General features: G+C 50.5%; 20 protein-coding genes and 1 other RNA gene. 15 read left to right on the top strand and 6 right to left on the bottom strand.

Annotated elements, in window-relative coordinates; translation table 11 throughout:
• Positions 1-125 precede the first annotated feature (125 nt).
• The 14 genes from dinG to lpxM all read left to right on the top strand — a co-directional run bounded on the left by dinG (position 126) and on the right by lpxM (position 16,654).
• Complete coding sequence (gene dinG / locus ACXAGQ_RS02675; protein ID WP_475251596.1) at positions 126-2,204, top strand: ATP-dependent DNA helicase DinG; 2,079 nt, start codon at positions 126-128, stop codon at positions 2,202-2,204.
• Positions 2,205-2,218: 14 nt separating this feature from the next.
• Entirely contained in the window at positions 2,219-2,992 is a 774-nt protein-coding gene (locus tag ACXAGQ_RS02680; protein WP_475251598.1) for a sulfite exporter TauE/SafE family protein, read from the top strand.
• 27 nt (positions 2,993-3,019) lie between these two features.
• A complete protein-coding gene (locus ACXAGQ_RS02685) occupies positions 3,020-3,571 on the top strand; it encodes a primosomal replication protein (protein WP_475251599.1) in 552 nt (183 codons plus the stop codon).
• Entirely contained in the window at positions 3,571-4,494 is a 924-nt protein-coding gene (locus ACXAGQ_RS02690) for a histone deacetylase family protein (RefSeq protein ID WP_475251601.1), read from the top strand. The genes ACXAGQ_RS02685 and ACXAGQ_RS02690 overlap by 1 nt, the downstream gene beginning before the upstream one ends.
• Before the next feature lie 33 nt (positions 4,495-4,527).
• Entirely contained in the window at positions 4,528-4,701 is a 174-nt protein-coding gene (gene rsmS / locus ACXAGQ_RS02695; protein ID WP_475251603.1) for a pleiotropic regulatory protein RsmS, read from the top strand.
• Positions 4,702-5,007: 306 nt separating this feature from the next.
• Positions 5,008-6,402, top strand: a complete 1,395-nt coding sequence (locus ACXAGQ_RS02700; protein WP_475251604.1) for a hypothetical protein — start codon at positions 5,008-5,010, stop codon at positions 6,400-6,402.
• A 165-nt stretch (positions 6,403-6,567) separates the two neighbouring features.
• Positions 6,568-6,957 carry a hypothetical protein gene (locus ACXAGQ_RS02705; RefSeq protein ID WP_475251606.1) on the top strand — a complete coding sequence of 130 codons (390 nt, stop codon included), beginning with the start codon at positions 6,568-6,570 and terminating at the stop codon, positions 6,955-6,957.
• Between the two features lie 103 nt (positions 6,958-7,060).
• A complete protein-coding gene (locus tag ACXAGQ_RS02710; protein ID WP_475251608.1) occupies positions 7,061-8,395 on the top strand; it encodes a TolC family protein in 1,335 nt (444 codons plus the stop codon).
• A gap of 8 nt (positions 8,396-8,403) precedes the next feature.
• Positions 8,404-10,020 carry an efflux RND transporter periplasmic adaptor subunit gene (locus ACXAGQ_RS02715; RefSeq protein ID WP_475251610.1) on the top strand — a complete coding sequence of 539 codons (1,617 nt, stop codon included), beginning with the start codon at positions 8,404-8,406 and terminating at the stop codon, positions 10,018-10,020.
• Entirely contained in the window at positions 10,017-13,145 is a 3,129-nt protein-coding gene (locus tag ACXAGQ_RS02720; protein ID WP_475251612.1) for an efflux RND transporter permease subunit, read from the top strand. Before ACXAGQ_RS02715 ends, ACXAGQ_RS02720 begins: the two co-directional genes overlap by 4 nt.
• Positions 13,146-13,330: 185 nt before the next feature.
• The gene (locus ACXAGQ_RS02725; RefSeq protein WP_475251614.1) at positions 13,331-13,861 is read left to right on the top strand and encodes a CueP family metal-binding protein; all 531 of its coding nucleotides are present in this window, start codon (positions 13,331-13,333) and stop codon (positions 13,859-13,861) included.
• 171 nt (positions 13,862-14,032) lie between these two features.
• On the top strand, positions 14,033-14,968 hold the full coding sequence (gene dmeF, locus ACXAGQ_RS02730) for a CDF family Co(II)/Ni(II) efflux transporter DmeF (RefSeq protein ID WP_475251615.1): 936 nt from the start codon (positions 14,033-14,035) through the stop codon (positions 14,966-14,968).
• A gap of 13 nt (positions 14,969-14,981) precedes the next feature.
• Positions 14,982-15,398 (top strand): MarR family winged helix-turn-helix transcriptional regulator, encoded by a 417-nt coding sequence (locus ACXAGQ_RS02735; RefSeq protein WP_475251617.1) that lies wholly within the window; start codon positions 14,982-14,984, stop codon positions 15,396-15,398.
• A gap of 317 nt (positions 15,399-15,715) precedes the next feature.
• Positions 15,716-16,654, top strand: a complete 939-nt coding sequence (gene lpxM / locus ACXAGQ_RS02740; protein ID WP_475251619.1) for a lauroyl-Kdo(2)-lipid IV(A) myristoyltransferase — start codon at positions 15,716-15,718, stop codon at positions 16,652-16,654.
• A gap of 120 nt (positions 16,655-16,774) precedes the next feature.
• On the opposite strand, the gene ACXAGQ_RS02745 is transcribed toward lpxM, so the two are convergent.
• The 5 genes from ACXAGQ_RS02745 to ACXAGQ_RS02765 all read right to left on the bottom strand — a co-directional run bounded on the left by ACXAGQ_RS02745 (position 16,775) and on the right by ACXAGQ_RS02765 (position 21,326).
• Positions 16,775-17,284 carry a glycine cleavage system transcriptional repressor gene (locus tag ACXAGQ_RS02745; protein ID WP_475251621.1) on the bottom strand — a complete coding sequence of 170 codons (510 nt, stop codon included), beginning with the start codon at positions 17,282-17,284 and terminating at the stop codon, positions 16,775-16,777.
• Positions 17,285-17,483: 199 nt separating this feature from the next.
• Entirely contained in the window at positions 17,484-18,920 is a 1,437-nt protein-coding gene (locus tag ACXAGQ_RS02750) for a methyl-accepting chemotaxis protein (RefSeq protein ID WP_475251623.1), read from the bottom strand.
• Positions 18,921-19,162: 242 nt separating this feature from the next.
• Positions 19,163-19,651, bottom strand: a complete 489-nt coding sequence (locus ACXAGQ_RS02755) for a hypothetical protein (RefSeq protein ID WP_317523502.1) — start codon at positions 19,649-19,651, stop codon at positions 19,163-19,165.
• A gap of 696 nt (positions 19,652-20,347) precedes the next feature.
• Positions 20,348-20,444, bottom strand: an RNA gene (gene ffs, locus ACXAGQ_RS02760) — signal recognition particle sRNA small type.
• Positions 20,445-20,591: 147 nt separating this feature from the next.
• Complete coding sequence (locus ACXAGQ_RS02765) at positions 20,592-21,326, bottom strand: VP0952 family biofilm-associated protein (protein WP_475251624.1); 735 nt, start codon at positions 21,324-21,326, stop codon at positions 20,592-20,594.
• Positions 21,327-21,402: 76 nt separating this feature from the next.
• Between ACXAGQ_RS02765 and ACXAGQ_RS02770 the strand changes: the two genes are divergently transcribed.
• A complete protein-coding gene (locus ACXAGQ_RS02770) occupies positions 21,403-21,708 on the top strand; it encodes an MGMT family protein (protein WP_475251626.1) in 306 nt (101 codons plus the stop codon).
• A gap of 115 nt (positions 21,709-21,823) precedes the next feature.
• Here ACXAGQ_RS02770 and ACXAGQ_RS02775 read toward each other — a convergent pair whose 3' ends face one another.
• Entirely contained in the window at positions 21,824-22,243 is a 420-nt protein-coding gene (locus tag ACXAGQ_RS02775; protein ID WP_475251628.1) for a YbaY family lipoprotein, read from the bottom strand.
• Positions 22,244-22,343: the final 100 nt, after the last annotated feature.

Genomic DNA, 22,343 nt, shown 5'->3' on the forward strand with positions numbered 1-22,343 from the left:
ACTAGTTCAATCTTATTTCGTGAACTAGTTCTCATTTTTAAAAGGGAAATAACAAAAACCTGCGAGCGGTCACATTCAGATGTTCGTGCTATAATGCGCGCCCCTGTCCCGATGAAGTTTCAGATATGCTACACAACCAGATAAAGAGTGATATCAAGCAGTGCTATGAGAACCTGGGCAACCAGCTCGATAACTTTATACCTAGAAGGGCTCAAAACTATCTGGTTGCCGAGATAGCCAAGACACTTGGCGGTGAATACCACGCCAAACACCGCATGCTGGTTGGTGAGGCGGGCACAGGGATCGGTAAATCACTTTCCTACCTTCTGGGCGCTATCCCATTTGCCGTGTTCAATAACAAAAAAGTGTTGATCTCAACCGCAACAGTTGCCCTGCAGGAGCAGCTCATCAACAAAGACCTGCCGCTGTTCAACCGTATTTACCCTAAAGAGTTCAGCTTTATCCTCGCCAAGGGCCGTCAGCGCTATTGTTGTAACCATAAATTGGAAGCCAGCTGTAGTAGCGATGAAAATCAACAAGTTAGCCTGTGGGAAGAAAAACCTAAAAAGTCTGATTTAGATCTTTTGAAGCGGATGCTGACCGCAACCGAGAGCGGTAAATGGGATGGCGACCGCGATAGCTGGCCAACGACTATTCCCGATCGAGTGTGGCAACAGATTGTTGCCGACAAGCACAGCTGCCATTCTGGGCTGCCAAAGCACCGCGACTGCCCGTTTGCCAAGGCCCGAGAGCACTTGGAAAAAGCCGATGTCATTATTGCCAACCATGCTCTGCTCATGGCCGATATTGAACTGGGTGGCGGGATCATATTGCCCGAGCCGGAAAAAACTATCTATGTCATTGACGAGGCACATCACCTGCCCCAGGTTGCCCGTGACTTTTCCTCTGCCGCTGCAAGCCTAAAAGGTGCCGCTAGCTGGCTGGAAAAACTCAACCAATCGGTCGGCAAATTGGCAGAGCTGGCCGACTATAAAAAGTCTGGCCGTTTCCAGACGACGTTGAGCGAGAACATCGCCCAGTTGATACCGTCGCTGCGTCAAATCGCCAACAATATCGACGAATCCCAGTTCAATAAAGACGGCGTCTACCGCTTTGAGCATGGCGAGCTGCCAACTTGGCTACAAGAAGAAGCCAAGGGCTGCAAAGAAGCCAGCAAAAAAGCGCTGCAATCGCTGGGAAAAATTCACGATTTGATTTCCGAACGCAGCAAGGAAAATGAAATTTTGCCAAGGGTGGGTGAGCAAGCACTTACCGAATCCGGCTTTTACCTGCAACGGCTTGAAAACCTTGAAAAGGTCTGGACCTTAATGGCCCAGCCTAACAAGGACAAAGGCGCACCGTTGGCACGTTGGATCGAGAAAAGCCCTGACAGGGAAAATGATTACATCATCGAAGTCTCGCCGCTGGAAGTTGGCCACCGCCTCGACCAGCTGCTGTGGAGTCGTGCTGTGGGGTCAATACTGGTTTCAGCAACCCTCCGCGCGCTGAACCAGTTCGACTATTTCTGCCGCCAGGCCGGTATCTTCGAAAAAGAGGCCACCCGCTTCCTGGCGCTGGCTTCACCGTTTGACTACAAGAACAACGCACGCTTGGTGATCCCGGCCTTGCCGCTTGAGCCTCAGGCAGAAAAATTTACCGACCTGCTCATCGACACATTACCGGAATACCTCGAAGGCGAGACCGCCAGCCTGGTGTTGTTCTCTTCCTATTGGCAGATGAACCAAGTCGCAGACAAACTGCGGCCGTTGGCGAAGAAAAACCGCTGGGAGCTGCTCATTCAAGGTGAAGAATCACGCCACATCATTCTAAAAAAACATAAAGAAAACTGTGAAAAAGGTAAAACCAGCATCTTGTTTGGCACCGGCAGCTTCTCTGAAGGACTTGATTTACCAGGGGATTTACTCAAAAACCTGATCATCACAAAAATTCCGTTCGCCGTTCCTACCTCACCTGTGGAAGAAGCCCATGCCGAATATATCGAGAGCCGTGGCGGCAACCCGTTTTTACAAATTTCAGTACCGGAGGCAAGCAAAAAACTGATCCAGTCCGTCGGCCGACTGCTTCGAAAAGAAGAAGACACTGGACGGGTCGTACTGCTCGACCGTCGGGTGATCACCCGACGCTACGGCAAGGCTTTGCTTGACTCCCTGCCCCCTTTTGAACGTGTCATCGAACGCGGCTAAGGCGGTGATCAGTGATGGTTGAGATGATTGAGCCAGGAATGTGGCTCCTGCTCGGAATGGTTGCCTTGCTGGCAGGCTTTATCGATGCGGTGGCGGGCGGCGGCGGCATGCTTACCGTTCCCGCCCTGCTCTCGATCGGCCTGCCTCCGCATATTGCTTTGGGCACCAACAAACTGGCTGCAACCTTTGCCTCTTCAACGGCAGCTTGGACCTATTACAAGAAGCAGCTCTTTTCGCCGTCATTTTGGCGCCAATCCTTTATTGCCACACTCATTGGTGCCATAGGCGGCACCTTGGTAGTGGATATACTCTCGACTGAGTGGCTGGAAAAAGCCCTGCCGCTGATCATCCTCGCAACCGCGGTATACACGCTTTGGCATCCCCACCCCAAAGGGGATAGGCATAGCCTGCCGGAAAAATCAGCCAAACTAAGCCAAAAACAATGGCTGCAAGGCACAACCCTGGGCTTCTATGATGGCGTTGCTGGCCCCGGTACCGGTGCATTCTGGACCGTCTCCAATATGGCCCTTTACCGACTGGATATATTGATGGCATCCGGCCTCGCCAAAGCCATGAACTTCACCAGCAACCTGACCTCATTGGTGACTTTTGCTATCTTGGGGCATATTAATGTGGTGTTGGGGCTGACAATGGGTGTCTGCCTAATGCTTGGCGCCTATATTGGTGCCCATTCAGCGATTCGTTTCGGTGCCCGCTTTATCCGGCCCGTATTTGTTACCGTTGTTGTTATTCTTGCCATTAAACTGGCCCTGCAGGCCTGGGTTTAACCTGCCCTGAAACTGGAGTCACAGACCATGCTCGATTTCCAACGACTGGAAGATATCACTGCTCAATTAGCCATTGAGGCTAGCAAGGTTGATAACACTCGAGGGGAAGCCCCGCGCCCGTTGTTTGATGAGCAGCTATTCCATTGCCGCGGTAAACTGCTGGCACCTTGTATCGAAGAAATAACAGCAGAGATCATTGCACTTCGCCGTGAGCATGACCAAGGCACACTGGCTGCCAGCCGTACCCAGCATGTTTGTGAACGTATCGTCTCGCAAATCCAAGCGGTACAGCGGGAGCTCGCCACCCAGCATATCCGCAAGAATGAGCCCCAGCGCACAAGGCACTGGCAAAAGCCGATTTATGAGCTCAAACAAGATCTCGCCCAGCACCAGGAATGGGCAAGGCGCCTTGCGGCCATGCAGCGGAACAAAGAAAGAGCGCTGATCCAGTGCCGTTCGGCCGATGAGCAACAGGCGTTGCAAAACGAAGCCGCAACACTGGCAGAGCGCCTTCACCGCTGCCGGCTTGCGCTGGCCAAAATTGAAAAACAGATCAGCTCGCGGGAGCGCAAAGGCTAATGGCACTTCATCTGGTTTACCATCCGATATATTCACAGCTGGCGCTTCCTCCGGAGCACCGCTACCCCATCAACAAGTACCGGATGCTGTATCAGCACCTGGATCATGAGTTAGATTTTCAGTCGCATGCTGGGCTGCAATTACACCAACCGCAGCCGGTTGGCGTTGATGAGGTCAAACAGCTCCACCACCCTGACTATATCGACGCTTTGTTTGGCAATACGTTGCCAGCAGCGAAAATGCGCCGGATTGGCTTCCCGTGGAGCCCCCAGCTGATCGAACGGACGCTGACCTCTTCCGGGGGCACCAAACTGACCGTCGATTTGGCCTATCAGCACGGTATTGGGATCCACCTAAGCGGTGGCTACCACCATGCCCACCACGACTTTGGCAGTGGCTTTTGCCTCGTCAATGATCTGGCCCTGGCTGCCCGCCATGCCGTTACGCTTGATGGTATAGAAAAAGTCATGATCATTGATTGCGATGTCCACCATGGTGACGGTACTGCAACATTACTGGCAGAAGACCCGGATATCATCACTTTTTCCGTCCACTGCGACAAAAACTTCCCTGCCCGCAAGCCCGATTCGGATATCGATCTGGCCCTGCCACGCGATACGACTACCGAGGAATATATAGAGGCTTTCGCGGGTATCTTGCCCCTCGCGCTCGCGCAGCACCAGCCGGACATGGTGATCTATGATGCCGGTGTCGACATCCACCAGCACGATGAGCTGGGCTATTTCAAAGTCTGTACCGAGGGCATATACCAGCGCGATCACCTCGTACTGAGCCAATGCCGCAATATGGGTATCCCCGTCGCGGCTGTGGTTGGTGGCGGTTACCGTAGTGAGCACAAGCATCTGGTCAACCTGCATGCCCAGCTTATATACTCAGCCTTAGATATGCTGGCAGAGCGCTAGTCCCTACTCACTTCAGCGAGAAAATGATCAACTATGACACAATCAGCCCAATCACCACTCGACAACGCGCCGGACGACATCAAGCTTGCAGTGGATCTTATCTACCTTCTCGAAAGCAATGACGTCGATCCCGCGACAGCATTATCGGCAATTAACATCGTAAAAAGTGATTTGGAAGCCAAGCTGAAAGCCAACCAAAGCCAGTAAACCCAAGCAAGCCTTCCCCCGGGAAGGCAACTAAGGTAAAACCGTTTTATACCGTCCATATCTTACGCTCCCCAAAATCACAAATCACAAATCACAAATCACAAAAAAAACGCCAATAAAATGACGATGAAATATATGCACTACGTCAATAAAATGTATTTTGATGCAATTGACATATTTTCAAATAAATAATTAACCTATTGGTATTTAATTGTTTTTTATAACGTTCTACAATCTTTCGGCTTTAAAAACTAATTATATTTCCGGAACATATTTTTACTCATATATACACAATTTGGAGCCGTAATGAAAAAGGGACTAACACTAACAGCCATTGCTGTTACTGTACTTCTATCGGGCTGTGCATCGGATTCAGATGCCACTAAAGCACTTCCTCTAGAAAGCAACCAATCTGAAGTATCCACTCAGATCCATGCTATTGGCCAAACAATCAGTCAGGCTGAAGATAAACTGAGCCAAGCAAAAGCTGATGAACTTCAATGGTTTGCAACATCACTATTCCAAGATGCCGACAAAGCACTGACCGATGCCAAAGGGTACTATGCCGTATTTGAAACAGACCCTAGCAAAGCCCATAGCAGCACCGGTTTCTTTAGCTCTCGCACCAATATCCAAGCCACTGAAGAAGCGTTGAATCAATTCAATTTGAATATTGCCAAAGCTGAAATGATCCGCGAAAAAGCACTCACTGTATTGGATGAAGCTTTTTCTTACCGCGCTCAACTACAGTCTCTAGATGTCGAAAAATATTATCCAAAGACCAATGAACGTTTAGAGACCCAACTGAAAACATTGGTAAACCATATTGCCAATGACAGAACTGAACGTGCCACCAGTGGCCAGCCGGAGTTGGTTAGCCGCCAGCGTGCACTTGAAGTCAGAACGGTTACCCGTATTTACCTTTCCGATGCACAGAAAGCACTGGCTCGCCTGAAAAATAGCAATACCGCCCTCCATGCACCAGATACCCTGGCAGTGGCATCAACCCGTGTGACCGCAGCCGAAGCCTTTATCAGTGCGGAGCCTCGCTCATTCAACAAAATTGAAGACAAAGCCGCAGAGGCCATGTTCTCAATTAAGCATGCTGAGCATATCGCCGATGTTGTAGAGAAGCTCAAAGCACTGCCAGAGAATGACTACGAGCGCCATGTACTGAACTTCGAAAAACTGCTGGTTAATATTTCCAAGGCGCTAGGCAGCGATGACCTGCGTGATAACCCACTCAACCAGCAGGGCAAACTGCTTGTTTCCCTGATCGAAGAGCAAAAAGCCATGTCGAGCGAAGGCGAGCAAAACCTCCAGAACCTTCTTGCCCAGCTATCGGATGAGCAAGATAAAGTGAGTGAGCTGGAAGCTTCTCTTACTGACGAAAAGCAGGTAAATGTTCAGTCTGGCGAGAAAGTAAAACAGCTTGAAGCCAAGATTGCCGAGCTAAACGCTTCTCTAGTGGCCGCTTACACCAAAGCGAGCGAGCAGGCTGAAGAGGCTGTAGCCATCGCAGATGCGAACGAAGAAAGCACCGAAGCAACAACGACTGCCTCTGCCGAGGAAGAGCAAATCGCTGAAGAGACAGTTGGTGCTGAAACTGCTGAACTAGAAGCTGTTGATCTAGAGGCTGTTGAGCTAGAAGCAGCACCGCAAAAACTGACGGCAGACATTGAACCCGATACTGCAGGTTAATCCTTAAAGGTGTACCAAACATAAGAAGTGGCTAATTAGCCACTTCTTTTTTATTGACCTTTCCCTAGGGGTAAGGTTTACACTTAGTGGAAGTATTAAGAAATCTTTTAACTATTGATGACCTTGCGCCGACCGCAAAACTTTTTAGCATTACTGGTGGTGTTGATGATAAGCCTAATTATCAACCCAGTCTTTACTATGTCCGGTCATCAAACCACCTCTCTTCCAGCATCGCCAGACAGCACCAACACTCATCACCATGCCGTGCACAGCGCGGGTAGTGAATCACCCCATATCCATCATCAGCTCGAACAATCGAACGCCTCACATTGTGCAGACTGTGGCGAAGGCAAGATGATGAACCCGGACCATTGCGGCAGTGATGGGGATAATCAACACTGTAAAAGCTGCAACAGCAGCCACTGCCAGTATTCTGCCCTGCCGGTTTTCTATCTCACACAATCCAATTTATCAGATAAAGACACTCCTCAGCGCTTACTGGTGAGTGCCCCTATTTCACGCCAAGAGACCAGCCTCCGCCCTCCTATTCACTAATCGCACTTTGCCATATCTGGGCATAGTGATACCTGCGGTTATCCGTACGGTAGCTATTGATGTCTGTGCTCAGCCGTTATCAATGTCGAATAAGTGAAAAAACATGCATAACAATAAGATATACCGTGCGTTAGGCGTGGTATCGTTGATTGGTTTTGCGGCTAGCTCTTGGGCCAGCAGTGAACCAGTCAATACCCCAAAACCAAGCCAAACGCTGGTACCATCCAGCACCCTGGCAGCACCAGCGACTTTACATGGGCTCATTGACTGGGCTATTGAACACGATGTTGCCCAACAGCAAATTCAGTATCAGGCAGATGCCATCAGCGAGATGGGTATCGCCAACAGCCAACTGATGGATCCGAAAATGAAAGTTGGTATCGGAGGTTTGCCCGTCGATAGCTTTGCCTTCGATGAAGATCCCATGACCAACATTTCTGTGGGGCTGATGCAACAATTCGGCCGCGGCAATAGCTTGTCGTTGCAGCAAAAGCAAAGCCAGCAGCAGGCAGGGAGTGTCCGCAAGCAAGCGGATGTACGCAAGCTGGATGTCACCAAAGCCATCACCACATCATGGATCGAGTTGGCTTACCTCGAACAAAGCCATAGATTGATTAAGCAAAACCAAGACTTGTTCCGCGAGCTTACCCGCTACCTGAGTACTAACTACGGTGTCGGAGCCAGCCAGGCCCAGGATTTGATCCAGGCTGAGCTGCAAGTCAACAAAATTGATGAGCAACTGCAGTCAAACCAACAGATGCAGCAACGCCTTCGTGCCCAGCTATCCGAGTGGTTGGGCGAGCAAGCATGGCAGGTAAAACCCCATGCCTATCCGCAATGGCAGGCATTGAGTACTTACTTTGCGGCATCACCACAGGAGCATTATCCAGCCCTTGCTAGCCACCCGAGCATTCAGGTGGCCGATGAGATGATCAAGAGCAACGAAACAGGTGTTGAGCTCGCCAATGAATCCTACCAGCCGCAGTTCGGTGTCGAGGTGATGTATGCCCACCGCCAGGCAGACCGAATGGACGGCTCTCCTGCACCGGATCTCGTGAGTGCTTTTGTCACCGTAGATCTCCCGTTGTTCACCGAAAAACGCCAGGACAAAAAGCTTTCTGCCGCCCAGCATCAGGTTGGTGCCGCCAAAACCCAGCGTGATCTGATGTTGCGCCAGATGAATGCGCAAATCCGTGCTGCAGCTATCGACCGTGACAATACTCAGCAACGTCTGGAGCGATACCGCAAGACGTTACTCAAACAAGCCAAAGAAAAAACCCAGGCTGTCGAGCGGGGCTATCAAAACAACACCAGCCAATTGGATGAGTATATCCGTGCCGCCAGTGAAGAGCTGACTATCGAGCTGGAGCAGGCACGCCTTGCCGCCGACCTACAACAAGCAAATAACAATTTGGCTTACCTGCTGAACAAATATTAAGGGATACCATGAAACAGTCATTTTCTGTTGTCTTCATCACTCTCGCCATTGGTGGCGCATTGGGTTTCTATGCAAACACCTACTTTGCAAGCGGTGATTTTTCTGACGGGCAAAGTGGGAAAGCAAGCAATGAGCCGCTGTACTGGGTTGCTCCGATGGATCCGAACTACAAACGCGACAAGCCCGGAAAGTCACCAATGGGGATGGATTTAATTCCTGTCTACGAAGAAGATCTTGCCAGTGGCAATGATGACCCGGCAGGCACTGTCACCATCAGCCCAGCTGTTGAAAATAACCTTGGCGTCAAAACCACCCAGGTCAAACGCCAGCAACTTGCACCGAAAATAGATAGCGTCGGCTATGTCAGCTTCGACGAAAGCCAGCTATGGCAAATCAACAGCCGTGTCAGCGGCTGGATCAAAAACCTCAGCGTCAATGCCATCGGTGAGCGCGTTCTGGCCGGCCAGGTATTGTTCGAGATCTATTCACCGGATTTAGTCAGGGCGCAAGAAGAGCTGATTAATGCCAAGCGTATGGGCAAGGCCGTACTGGTCAATGGTGCGAAGGATCGCTTACGTTCATTAGGGGTGGATAACGGCCAAATCAACGATATCCTCCGCCGCGGCAAAACCCGCCAATACATCGCGATCAAAGCGCCTGCTGACGGGGTTATCGCCACCCTAAACATCCGCAATGGTGCTTACTTATCGCCACAGCAAACGGTTATCAGCGGTGGGTCTTTGTCTGATGTCTGGGTGGATGCCGAAGTCTTTGAACGCCAAGCCCACTGGATCACTCCGGGAACCAGTGCGGATATGTGGGTCGATGCCCTGCCGGGTAAAAGCTGGCAAGGCAAGGTCGACTATATCTACCCGATCCTCGATCCGGCAACCCGTACTTTGCGGGTGCGATTGAAATTCAGCAACACTGACGCCAACCTCAAGCCCAACATGTTTGCCAACCTCAACCTGATCCCGCAAACCAAGGAATCGGTGTTAGTCGTACCGGAGCAAGCCGTTATCCGCTCCGGCAGCATGGCACGGGTTGTCCTTGCCCTCGGCGAAGGGAAGTACCGTTCTGCCCGCATTGAAACCGGCCGGACAGCCGCAGGCATGGTAGAAGTCATTGATGGCCTGGCTGCCAATGACACTGTGGTCACTTCAGCCCACTTCATGTTGGATTCTGAATCAAGCCAAAGTGCTGACCTGAGCCGGATCAATACGCCAACTCCAGCCGAGCCCGTCAGCCAAGTCCACACCACCGGAGTGATCCGGAATATCATGCTGGGGCATAAAATGCTGACCCTGGATCACCCGCCTATTCCAGAATGGGGCTGGCCGGCAATGACCATGGATTTCACCGTCAGTGATGACAGCGACCTTAGCCAGTTCGTCAGCGGCCAGTCAGTCCGTTTTCTAATGACTAAGCAGGATGACGGCCAATATACCGTGTCAGATGTCAAAGTCGATGATGGGCCAAGTGGCGCCGTCGATCACAGTAATATGGATCACAATGGCATGGATCACAGTGGCATGGACCACAGCACTATAGATCACAGTGCCATGGGTCACGACAGTATGGATCACAGCCATCAGGCTCCTGTGAGCAAGGAGGCTGAACAATGATCAGTGCCGTTATCCGGTGGTCAATACAAAACCGTTTTCTGGTTTTGGTTGCCACCGCCTTTTTGGTTGCCTCTGGCATCTATAGCGTTAAGCAAACCCCGATTGACGCCATCCCGGACTTGTCTGACGTACAAGTCATTATCAAAACCAGTTATCCGGGCCAAGCGCCACAGGTGGTCGAAGATCAGGTTACCTACCCGCTGACCACCGCCATGCTGGCAGTACCGGGGGCAGAAACGGTACGGGGATATTCGTTTTTTGGTGACTCCTATGTTTACATCATCTTCAATGATGACACCGACATGTACTGGGCACGCTCGCGGGTACTGGAGTACCTGAGCCAGGTCGCGCCAAACTTGCCGGATAGCGCCAAGCCCACACTCGGCCCTGATGCGACCGGTGTAGGCTGGATTTACAGCTATGTATTGGTAGATAAAACGGGCCAGCACGAGCTAAGCGAGCTAAGAAGCCTGCAAGACTGGTTCCTGAAATACGAGCTGCAAACGGTTGAAGGCGTATCGGAAATCGCCACTGTCGGCGGCATGGTCAAGCAGTACCAAGTGCAGATTGACCCGAACAAACTGCGTGCCTACAACCTGACTTTGCAACAGGTAAATATGGCTATCCAGGACGGCAACCAGGAAGCGGGGGCTTCTGTGGTCGAACTTGCCGAGGCGGAGCATATGGTTCGCGCAACGGGTTATGTCTCCAACATTGACGACCTCAAGAACCTGCCGCTGAAAGTCACCGAAAAAGGCACACCGCTGCTACTGGGTGATATTGCCGATATCAACCTTGGGCCACAAATGCGCCGCGGGATCTCAGAGCTAAATGGCGAAGGCGAAGCGGTTGGTGGTGTTGTCGTCATGCGCTTTGGCGAAAATGCCCAAGAGGTGATCAGCAAAGTCAAAGACAAGCTGGCGGATCTCGAACGCAGCCTGCCTGACGGGGTGGAGATCGTCACCACCTATGACCGATCAGGCTTGATCGACGATGCGGTTAATAACCTATACGAGAAACTCATCGAAGAGTTTATTGTCGTTGCCATCGTCTGTGCCCTGTTCCTGTTCCACTTCCGTTCATCATTGGTGGTCATGATCAGCTTGCCGATCGGTATCCTGTCGGCCTTCATTATCATGCACTGGCAGGGGATCAACGCCAACATTATGTCACTGGGGGGCATCGCCATTGCAATAGGAGCTATGGTTGATGGTGCCATCGTGATGATAGAGAACGTGCACAAGCACATTGAGCGAACCCCGCTGACAGATGAAAACCGCTGGCAGGTGATCAGCCATGCTGCAGAAGAAGTCGGTGCGCCGCTGTTCTTCTCGTTGATTATCATCACCTTGAGTTTTGTGCCGGTATTTGCCCTGGAAGGCCAGGAAGGCAAGATGTTCTCGCCACTGGCGTTCACCAAGACCTACGCCATGGCCGCCGCTGCCGGTTTGGCGATCACCTTGGTACCGGTGCTAATGGGCTACCTGATCCGTGGCAAGGTGATGCCTGAGCACAAAAACCCGATCAACCGCTTGGTGATTGCGCTTTATCGTCCCCTGCTCAATTTCAGCTTGGCTTTCCCTAAAACAGTCATTGTTATTGCACTGGCTTTGATGGCTTCTGCCTACTACCCAATGCAGAAAATGGGTAGCGAGTTCATCCCGCCACTGGATGAAGGCGACTTGATGTATATGCCGACGACTTATCCGGGCATTTCAATCGGCAAGGCCCGCGAGCTACTACAGCAAACCGACAAACTGATCAAAACCATCCCGGAAGTAAAAACCGTGTGGGGCAAAATCGGCCGGGCAGAAACTGCCACCGACCCTGCACCATTGACGATGATTGAAACCATTATCCAGCTCAAGCCCAAAGAGCAATGGCGTGAAGGCTTGACTACGGAAAGCCTGCGCCGCGAGTTGGATAGCCTGGTGCAGTTCCCGGGCTTGACCAACGCCTGGGTGATGCCAATCAAAACCCGTATCGATATGCTGGCAACCGGCATCAAAACACCTATCGGGATCAAGATTGCAGGCCCGGATCTCAAACAAATTGAGCAAATTGGCGCTGATCTCGAAACCTTGCTGCAAAACGTTGAAGGCACAGCATCGGTCTATGCTGAGCGGGTCGCTGGAGGCCGTTACATCACTATGGATATCAAGCGCCGTGAAGCCGCCCGTTATGGCTTGAGCATCCGTGATATCCAACAGGTGATCAGTACCGCTGTCGGGGGGATGAAGGTTGGCGAGTCGGTCGAAGGGCTGGAGCGCTACCCAATCAATGTCCGCTATCCGCAGAGCTACCGAAACTCTTTGGATAAACTGCGTAACCTGCCGCTTGTCACCCCCAACGGTGCCCGCATTGCCTTGGCTGATGTTGCCGACATTCGCTTTGAGGATGGCCCTCCGATGATCAAGACCGAAAACGCCCGCCCTAACGGCTGGGTATTCATCGACATCGATGGCCGTGATTTGGGCTCATATGTTCAGGATGCCCAACAAGTGGTAGCCGAACAACTTGAATTACCAGCCGGTTATTCACTGTTATGGTCCGGCCAATACGAATATATGGAGCGGGCCAAGGCACGACTCACCGTGGTCGTACCCGCCACGATTGCCATCATCATGATGCTGCTCTATCTCAGCTTCCGCCGTGTCGGCGAGGTGATGATCATCATGGGTACCCTACCGTTGGCAATGGTCGGCGGGGTATGGCTGATGGAATGGCTCGGCTACAACTTCTCGATTGCTGTTGGTGTGGGCTTTATTGCCCTCGCCGGGGTCGCGGTCGAAATTGGCGTCATCATGCTGGTTTACCTCAACCAAGCCTGGAAATACCAACTGGAAGAAGCCGAACACGCCAATCAACCACTGACGCTAGCATCACTTAATAATGCCATCCAGGAAGGTGCTGGTTTGCGGGTGCGTCCAATCATGATGACTGTTTCTACCGTCATCATCGGTCTCATTCCCATCATGTATGGCTCAGGCACGGGCTCAGAAGTGATGCAACGCATTGCTGCGCCGATGATCGGTGGCATGTCATCGGCCCTGCTACTCACACTGGTAGTACTGCCTGCCGCTTTCCAACTATGGAAGCGCTTTAGTTACAAATTAACGAACTAACGGCTAATAACTAACAATGACCCCGGTGCCAGGCGCCGGGTAAGGAAATATGATGGGTGAAACCGCTGAAATGGGCTGGCACTTCATGGGGCAGAGCTTTGTTGAGCTCTCTTGCAATATTCCAGGCCACTCTGAAGCAGGCATGAAGCGTAATACGATTTTGAAATAACAGGATGGAACAAACGATGAAATACTTACTACCCGCTATTTTCCTTGCGCTTAGCAGCGGCCACGCTTTGGCCAGCGTTGATACCTTAGGCAAAGCACAGGCTTTTGCTGAACTGACACCGCAAAAAGCCCTTGAGCAATCGCACCAGTGGCACCGCAAAGGGGAAGCGACGGTGCGCATTATGCCTGATGCTATCTATGCCGAGTTTGCCGACGGCACCAAGGCTTCAGTGCCAGTTGAAGATGATTTCCTACTCTCTATCGCCCCCTACGAGCAAGTTACCCATGGTTGTACTTACCATGTCCCAACCGGCTGCCAAGGAGAGATGGTCAGCAAAGCCATGATGGTAGAAATCACCGACACCCAAACCAACGAAGTGATCCAGTCCGGTATGGTCAAAACCCAAAAAGATGGCTTTATTGACTTCTGGATGCCTAAAAACGGCAACTACCAGTTCACCTTCACTTACAACGGCAAAACTGCGACTGAAACCTTGAGTACCAAAGGCAACAGCCGCACCTGTATCACTACCATGCAGTTGCTATAGACAAAAGCAGGCCCCCTGTAGACATCGCACTGCAGGGGTTCTGCTTTCCCTTTACCGCCCTTCTCCCTGTCGAAAGCTACAATATACTTTGACAATCAAACTATATGATCACAAGATACCTTGATTATCAAAATATACTATATTCAAACAAAATAGCTCAGGTAGAAATGCATGCACAGTCAGAATTTACAGCAATGGCAGCACAGCCATGATTTTGTCTCTATTAATCAACACGGTGAGCGCCGGACATTATGGGTTCTCGGGTTAACTCTCGTCACCATGGTGGCGGAAATCACCGCTGGCACATTGTATGGCTCGATGGCCCTGCTGGCCGACGGTTGGCATATGGGCACCCATGCAGCAGCTTTTCTCATCACCCTGTTTGCCTACCGCTATGCCCGCAAGCATGCCAACAACCCGGCATTTTCTTTTGGTACCGGTAAGGTCAGTGTTTTAGGTGGATTTACCAGTGCTATCGCCCTTGGCCTAGTGGCGCTGCTGATGCTGGTCGAGTCTGTCCATCGCCTGTTCAACCCACAGGCAATACAGTTCAATGAAGCGATTATGGTTGCGGTGATTGGCTTGGTGGTTAACGTAATCAGCGTGTTCTTGCTGCATGATCATCATCATGACCATGAGCACCACCACGGACATAGCCATAATCACGATCATGGTCATGACCATAACCTTCGCGCAGCTTATTTTCACGTTTTGGCGGATGCATTGACCTCACTGCTGGCCATTGTAGCCCTGCTGTTTGGTAAATATCTGGGCTATGACTGGCTTGATGCCATCATGGGTATGGTCGGTGCGGTTATAATTACCCGCTGGGCATGGGGGTTGATGAAACAAACCAGCCCTATCCTGCTTGACGGCAATATCGACCATGAGTACCAGCAACAAGTTGTCGATACCCTTGAGCAAGACGCCGACAACAAGGTCAGCGATATCCATATCTGGAAAGTCAGTGCCGACCATTATGCCGCGATGATTTCACTGGTGACCCATCAACCAAAGGCGGCTAATGAATACAAGCAATTACTATCAGAGTTCGATAAACTTAGCCACCTCACCATAGAGGTCAATAGGTGCCAAGAGGTACACTGACAGCGAGAAAGATATGAAAGACATTGAGCAGTTGAACCACACCATTATCGAATTCTACGAAAAGCTCTCCTCTTGGGAGCAGTCTGTTGTCCGTGGCAAGGGATTCTCCCTGCCGCAGGTCCATGTCGTAGAAATTCTGGGTGCCCACGGTGCAATGAGGATGAAAGAGCTGGCTGATAAAGTTGGCGTCACAACCGGCACCCTCACCGTTCAAGTCGATAAGATGGTCAAGCTAGGCTTGCTAGTTCGACGTCCCCATGAGTCTGATCGCCGCTCCATTCTGGTTGAACTGACCGCCGAAGGTGAAGAGTTGTATCAAGAGCATGATCAACTTCACCTCAGTCTAACTCAGGACATTACCGCCAAACTCAGCGCCGAAGAGTGCCAGCAGCTGCTTGCCAGTCTGACCAAAATGAACCAAGAGTTCTGAGCTATACAATCACTCCATCTCATCGAAATTTGGCATACAGATACTCTCAGGTATCTGTATGCCACCTCGAAATATGCGCTAGCATTAATGCGCACCCACACTCTTATTTTCTGGCTGAATAGACGTCACATAATTTGTCTTTTATCAATAAATAGTTGGTAACCGCTCATCTCCCGACTAAAATCCTGAACCTTTCCTGAATAACAGTTGTCTGCTTCTAGACACAACATTCAACATACGGCTGTTTGCAGCCTTGGCCATTCAGCAGGCATGACTGACAGAGACATGACCATACTGGGCCTGATACGGATACGGACATGAGCGATACCACCTACGGCCAGTACAACCCGGCCTTTCAGTTTTCTTTTTTACACCCTCGCCATTGGCTTTTATGGGCAGCGATGCCATTTATTTTGTTTCTGGCCCTACTACCACATGACGCTCGTAAAGGTATTGCCCGCTTTGCAGCAAAACTGATCCTAAAGAAGAAGAAAGGGGCTAAGCGACGGGCGGTCAAGAACATTGAGCTCTGCTTTCCCGATTACAACGAAAAACAACGTTTAGCCTTATTGGAAGATACTTTCACTGTCGCAGGCTGTATTTTACTCGGCTTCGCCCAACCGTTTATCAAGGGCCGCCGCTACGTACTCAACAGCCACGATGTGCACGGGATCGAACACTTGGAGGCCTTGCAGGGCCAAGACAAAAATATCATTATGCTGGTTCCCCACAATTGGGCCATCGACTTCTCGGCACTCTATTTTGCCGCCAATGACATGCCAATGGTGGCAATGATCAAACCGCAAACTAACCCCATCATCAACTGGCTGATGAATATTCAGCGCAAGCAATTCGGTGGCCGTATTTACCAGCGCAGCCAAGGGATCAAGCCTTATCTACGCTCCATCAAAGAAGGCTATCTGGCCTATTACCTGCCAGACGAAGAGCACCAGCTCCAGCAAAGTGTCTTCGCACCATTCTTCGGCCACGAAAAATCGACAGTCAAGGGAGTTGGCAAACTGGCGAAGCTCTCAAACGCTGCGGTGTTGCCCGTATTTCCGGCCTACGATTTAAAGACAGGAAAATTTACCATTACCATCCAGTCTGCTTTGACTGACTTTCCCTCTGGCAATGAATACCAAGATGCAACGCGGATGAACCAAGAGCTGGAACGTATGATCCGCCAGCAACCTGAACAGTATATGTGGATCCTAAAGATACTGCGCACCCACCCGGATGGCAGCCGGCGCTATTAACTATTCAGCTCAACTTGCCGGCACGTGAAATGAAAAAGGACCGGATGCAGAAAACATCCGGCCCTGGCTTCATTGTATTATTGATATATTTCTTCTACGTGTCGTTTCTTTCTAAAATTACTAGGCGGTTTCTAGCACTTTCACTCTCAAGCCATCATCGATTTGCTGCAAGGCTTCGAGCAGCTGCTCGGTATCCACTTCTGTTGGCACATCAACCTGCAGCTCGGCAAAAAACAGAGCCTGTCCAAGATCAGGGACACCGATACGATGGTTTTCGATTTTCACGATACCGATCCCGATATTGTCTAGTATGCGAGTGATATCGTTAACGATCCCCGGGCGATCGCTGGATTCAACTTTCAAAGTCAGGTGATCGGTTTTGATCTCGCCCGCTTCTTGGCCTTCAACAATTCGGATATCCAGTTCCTGCTGGGACTGGAAAAGTTCTCTCAACTGACTGACTGACTGCGCAGGAATATCAATTTTCAAGATCCCGACAACCTGATTATCCAGCCTGTTGATTTTACTGATCAGCCACTTCCCCCCCAGCTCGTGGGTTTTGGCTGCTAATTTATTGATAAGTTGAGGATGATCCTGTCCCGCAAGTGTAACGGTTAATTGAGTATTCATACGCGCTCCCCATCTACAATCGAGCCAGAAACACCCTGGCTATATAGTCAGACTAGCAAGCAAGATGAAACCGTGCCGTGATAAGACTCGATTCTGATTACGAAAAACCCCTATAACCCTGTATTTAATTCACAAATCCGCATAAAAAAGCCAGTTACTTGCGTAACTGGCTCATCACTAATGTGCTAGCTTACTGGCTTCAGCTGTTGGTACGATATTTCTGCAGTATTTCCCCCAACTGGCGGGAAGTGTCAGTCAAGCTGGTGCTGTTTTCAACCGACTGCTCACTCATCGTACGGATCACTTCCGACTGGGAGCGGATATCATGCAGCTCCGAGGCAATATCATTGGCGACCGTGGTTTGCTGGTGGGCAGCTGTCGCAATCTGAGTACTCATATCCATCACCTGACGGGCCGACTCAGCAATACTATTCACGTCATGGCCAATCTCGGTGATCATCTCCCGGCTTTGATGGGATTGTTCCAGGGTCACCGCGGTAATATTAGAGATACTGGTGGTTTCCAGCTGAAGCTTATCAATCATGGCCTGGATCTCAACCGTTGCCTGCTGGGTACGCCCAGCCAGCGTCCTGACCTCATCAGCGACCACTGCAAAGCCTCGGCCTTGCTCCCCTGCGCGGGCCGCTTCAATGGCCGCATTCAGGGCAAGCAAATTTGTTTGCTCAGAAATCGCATTAATCGTGGTGATCACCGCGTTGATTTCCTCGGCCTTCTCATTGAGGCTGCCAACGGCTCGGGAAGCCTCATCGGTTTGCTCTGAGAGCTGGGTAACTTTGACAATGGCCTGCTGGACGTTTCGGTTGCCCTGCTCGATACTGTGCATGTCGGCATCCGATTGTTCCGAGGTTTGCTGAGCCAAGCCGGCAATATCTTTTGCCGACGCTGTCATCTCTTCCATCGCGGTTGCCACCGAGTCGAGCGACGCATATTGCTGGCTCACCTGCTGGCCTGCACCTTGGGCGTCATTGCTGAAGTTACCCGCCGCAACCTGTAGGTTCTGGGCACTGTGCTTTACTGTGTTAACTAGCTCACTCAAAGTATCCATGGTGCGGTCTAGCTCAAAGCCAATAATCCCGAATTCATCCCTGCCAACATGGAACCCAAGCCTAGAGGTCAAATCGCCATCGGCAATGCGCTTGGTTGCCTGGTGCATCACCCAGAGTGCACCACCAAGGAAAGTCGCCATCCAGTAGCACAGCAAACCAATAGGCAATAGCGTAGCGATGGAAAGGATAAAATGTTGCAGTGCCTGATCTTTTTCAGCCTCCAGTTCTCCTGATTGGCCTGGAGACAAGCTTACTGGGCCTAACGGAGTAACAGCAACCGCTTCACGGCCTGTACTGCGGGAAGCAAAGTTAACCCCTTGCTTATGTAATACTGCACGCTGGGTATCACTGTCCAAACCTGATGCCCGCACAGTGTCCACCATGGCCACGAGCCTAGCTTCAGTCAGAGCAAGCTGCTGCCGCTCCAGCTGAACGACCGTTTGGCGGTATTGCAGACCGGCTATCGCCGTGACCACGGTCGCTATCAGTGCAAATAACACCCAAAACTTGTCATTGACCGACATCTTTACAAACAGCCGGTCAATAGTGCGGAATTCAACCTCTCTCATCGTCGTTCCTTGTAGTCATTATGGTTTGCGGCATATGGTAACAGCTCACCAGATACAGTTGTGATACAGGGCGTATTTTTCAGACAACATAAACAACCATTTTCACCAAAGGTCGATCTATATCACGGTTGGTATCCCTATTATGCTTTTGTTGAAGGCCAGGCATAAAAAAACCGGTTGGGGCTACCCCGAAAACGGGTCGCTCCAACCGGCTTTTACGCAAGTCAGCTAAACGAGAGGAATTAAATCCCTGCGCGCTTGAACAGGCCAGCCATCAAAGGCGAGTTTGCCTTTACTTGCTTAGACTTGTTTTTAAACTCACGGGCTAGCGTTGTATCGTTGATTGAGTTGGCGATATAAATCATGGACTGGTACATATCGCCTGCAGTCTTGATACGGGCCGTGTCATTCATCGGGCTGATGATGTTCACTACATCCGTACCCTTCATGCCATTTTTGGTTGCATGGTTCTCAACAGAGTCCAGCAACTTATCTAAATCCATCACGAAGTCAGAATTTTCAACGCCTAACTTCTTAATCTCTTTCAGGTTACGCTTACGCACCCGATTAATAATAAATGCAGGCTTGTTGATAAACTTAAAGCCAGCAAAACCAGCAACAATCAGCAAGGCAACACCACCAGCTACATAACCCCAAATCGAACCCGAAGATTCAGCAACCGGCTGGATCACTTCGGCGGCGGTTGTAACAGACACTGGTACATCAGACATATTGGTAACCTTTCATTTCTCTGGAACAGAACAACAGTGACATTATGCACTCAAGCAACAAAGAACCATGCGTTTTATCAATTTTTGTTGCAAATAGGGTGATCGACTTCAAGCTTTGGTAAAATTACGGGCGTGAATGTCGTGCCACAAAGCATAACATTTCACAAAACCTGTGTCGAAATGTCAATTTCGACTGCGGAGTTTGACCATCCTTTATTGTCTAAACGAGACGTTGCACCTACTGTTAGTAGCTTATTCCGAAGCACAAATATTGCTACATTACCGAATATAGAAATATGCTGATATTATTCAAAATATTATATTATTTAGTCCTAAAAGGATAAATTAATACTAGTCGAGTAGTCGAGTAGTCGTTAAGCAATAAAGACAAAGTAAACAAGGCTCGTAATAAAACCGAGTAGAAACATCCCTATACTGAACTTAATATAAAGCCAAAGGAACTTTAACACTATCGCCTCCATTTCTAGCCATAAAGGACTTATATCAAAGCGTTGTTACTTGAATAAATTTAGCGACTAATATCAGCGTTATTTGTCTCATAGTGGCAACTAATTATTTAGAGCACTGAAATAGTGATAAAAATTTGGATCAGAGCTAGTTGAATAGATAGCAAAATGAAAGAAGGGAATTGAAGAAAACTGTTTTGGGGATTTCCAAACGCCAGATGGGTGGAAGCCCCACCAGCCACATCTCGGCACACACGTCGCTCGCTGCGGCTGCTCCCTTCCGGGCCTGACCGGGTTCACGAGTTAGTGTTGCGAGAGGACCAGCAGGGCCTCCATAGATTCTTTGTTCTCTCTGCGAGAACGGGATGGATTATCCGCTATGGTCGGGGCGATTGCAATAGCCCAGCCGCAGATTCCCGACCGACTGCCGAATTATTACCCAAACCTTCCCATTTTCACGCAGTTAGCACTCGCTAGAGCTCTTCTTCCGGGTCATCCAGCAGGTATTCTCCCAGCAGGGCTCCCCCCAATACCAAGAGCCAGGCAACCAAGATTGGGTTTGGCACCTCGAACCATGGTACCAGCACCAGGGTGGCGAATCCGACAGCGGGCAGGATCCACATCATCCGAGGCACCCATTCGCTCAGCTTGCTTTTCGCCATCCCTTGCAAAGAGGCAATCAAGCCAGTCACGCACAGGGCGACCAAGGCAGCATGGGCCAAGCCCCCTACCCATAGCGGGATCACCAGAAATAGCGGCCACCAGGTATTGCCCTGTACCGGCCGCCAGCTGCGGGCGGCAATCCAAATCACGCCAACCGCCAAGATCTGGACAATCGTATAAGCTGGCGCCCCATCCAATTTGCCCTCGGCTTGCAGCGCCATAAGGCCGACATCCATGGCCAGCACGATAGAAATGAGCAGCGCTGCCAACTGCCACGAGCTTTTTGGGGAAAAGCTCACGGCAAACACAGGCAGCATCATAAAGACACTCACCGCAAGGGCAATAGGCTGGTCGGGCAGAACAAAGCCGAAAGTACCTAGGCCAATCAATAACAGCCAGGCAGATACGCCACCTTGTGGCAGCAACCACAAAGCGGGAATGGCAAGGGCCAGTGCAGGCAGCTCTCCTTGGCTTTGCCCCAATGCACTAACTCCGACAATGGTCAACGCAATGCTGACCATAACAAGTAACGCGGCATACAACATGGCAGCACCTCCTTGCGTTCTCTGATAACCGTAATACCATGATCGGCAATCAGGTTTGTATGGTACAGGTATAAATATGGATGATTTTGCGGCGCAAATCTACAGCCAAGTTCACCAAATTCCACATGGAAAAGTCGCAACTTATGGTGATATTGCCAAATTTGCCGGTTTTCCCGGCTATGCACGCCAAGTTGGGCGCTTAATGGCAACCTTGCCGGAAGGGTCTACCCTGCCCTGGCACCGGGTAGTGAATGCAAAAGGGGAGATATCCCTAACAGGGCACGACCTGCAGCGCCAACGCGGTAAATTAATAGCAGAAGGAATCGATGTGAGTGACACCGGCAGGCTGAAGCTTAGGCAGTACCGATGGGATGGCTATTGAACCCACCCTAAATGAACACGACCATTTAGGGTGAGAAGCATACTTGCAGGAAACCAGTGGAAACAGGACTGTTGTGGGAATCAGTCTTACTGGAATAAGTTTTGTGGCAATAAGATTAATTCACTTTCACCAAAACAAGTTCTTTACGGGTCGTCCCGGCCGGGTCAGTCAAGACATGGTTTGCCGTATCGGTAATGAACAGCAGCTTGCCATCGACTTCAATCCGCGCGCTCACGGCATAAGTGTGATTGGGCACAATTTCCTGGCGTGAGAAATTAAGCTGGTACTCAAACGGGACTTGCTTGCCATCGGCCAAGAACGCCTGGCTGCTTATTACCTCGGCTGCGACATCCATTTTTGACACATCAGCCAACGTCACCGTGATGCGGGCATTGCTTGGCAGTGCAACACGCTCTTTGTAGCTCAAGGTTCCCGTCACCGCTTCCAAGTCCGCATCTTGCTGAACCATGCTGGTACATGCCGACACAACCAGCGCCACCATCAACGCCGAAATCAGTGCAAAGACCCTTTTCATTTTCTCTCCTAAAAACAATATTGCCATTTTCATGTGTGGCAAGCACTTGAACTCATGCTTAAACTGAATGATCATCCATTCATAACTAGGAGATTTTAAC

It is taken from the genome of Photobacterium sp. ABD4_091 (assembly GCF_056160145.1).

What these genes read in the sequence shown, in the direction of transcription:
- ACXAGQ_RS02690 (WP_475251601.1), top strand. Translation starts at nt 3,571, where the DNA reads ATGGCACTTCATCTGGTTTACCATCCGATATATTCACAGCTGGCGCTT.
- ACXAGQ_RS02770 (WP_475251626.1), top strand. Translation starts at nt 21,403, where the DNA reads ATGGATGATTTTGCGGCGCAAATCTACAGCCAAGTTCACCAAATTCCA.
- ACXAGQ_RS02710 (WP_475251608.1), top strand. Translation starts at nt 7,061, where the DNA reads ATGCATAACAATAAGATATACCGTGCGTTAGGCGTGGTATCGTTGATT.
- ACXAGQ_RS02725 (WP_475251614.1), top strand. Translation starts at nt 13,331, where the DNA reads ATGAAATACTTACTACCCGCTATTTTCCTTGCGCTTAGCAGCGGCCAC.
- ACXAGQ_RS02775 (WP_475251628.1), bottom strand. Translation starts at nt 22,243, where the DNA reads ATGAAAAGGGTCTTTGCACTGATTTCGGCGTTGATGGTGGCGCTGGTT.
- dinG (WP_475251596.1), top strand. Translation starts at nt 126, where the DNA reads ATGCTACACAACCAGATAAAGAGTGATATCAAGCAGTGCTATGAGAAC.
- ACXAGQ_RS02755 (WP_317523502.1), bottom strand. Translation starts at nt 19,651, where the DNA reads ATGTCTGATGTACCAGTGTCTGTTACAACCGCCGCCGAAGTGATCCAG.
- ACXAGQ_RS02685 (WP_475251599.1), top strand. Translation starts at nt 3,020, where the DNA reads ATGCTCGATTTCCAACGACTGGAAGATATCACTGCTCAATTAGCCATT.
- lpxM (WP_475251619.1), top strand. Translation starts at nt 15,716, where the DNA reads ATGAGCGATACCACCTACGGCCAGTACAACCCGGCCTTTCAGTTTTCT.
- rsmS (WP_475251603.1), top strand. Translation starts at nt 4,528, where the DNA reads ATGACACAATCAGCCCAATCACCACTCGACAACGCGCCGGACGACATC.
- ACXAGQ_RS02720 (WP_475251612.1), top strand. Translation starts at nt 10,017, where the DNA reads ATGATCAGTGCCGTTATCCGGTGGTCAATACAAAACCGTTTTCTGGTT.
- dmeF (WP_475251615.1), top strand. Translation starts at nt 14,033, where the DNA reads ATGCACAGTCAGAATTTACAGCAATGGCAGCACAGCCATGATTTTGTC.
- ACXAGQ_RS02750 (WP_475251623.1), bottom strand. Translation starts at nt 18,920, where the DNA reads ATGAGAGAGGTTGAATTCCGCACTATTGACCGGCTGTTTGTAAAGATG.
- ACXAGQ_RS02700 (WP_475251604.1), top strand. Translation starts at nt 5,008, where the DNA reads ATGAAAAAGGGACTAACACTAACAGCCATTGCTGTTACTGTACTTCTA.
- ACXAGQ_RS02745 (WP_475251621.1), bottom strand. Translation starts at nt 17,284, where the DNA reads ATGAATACTCAATTAACCGTTACACTTGCGGGACAGGATCATCCTCAA.
- ACXAGQ_RS02735 (WP_475251617.1), top strand. Translation starts at nt 14,982, where the DNA reads ATGAAAGACATTGAGCAGTTGAACCACACCATTATCGAATTCTACGAA.
- ACXAGQ_RS02705 (WP_475251606.1), top strand. Translation starts at nt 6,568, where the DNA reads ATGATAAGCCTAATTATCAACCCAGTCTTTACTATGTCCGGTCATCAA.
- ACXAGQ_RS02715 (WP_475251610.1), top strand. Translation starts at nt 8,404, where the DNA reads ATGAAACAGTCATTTTCTGTTGTCTTCATCACTCTCGCCATTGGTGGC.
- ACXAGQ_RS02680 (WP_475251598.1), top strand. Translation starts at nt 2,219, where the DNA reads ATGGTTGAGATGATTGAGCCAGGAATGTGGCTCCTGCTCGGAATGGTT.
- ACXAGQ_RS02765 (WP_475251624.1), bottom strand. Translation starts at nt 21,326, where the DNA reads ATGTTGTATGCCGCGTTACTTGTTATGGTCAGCATTGCGTTGACCATT.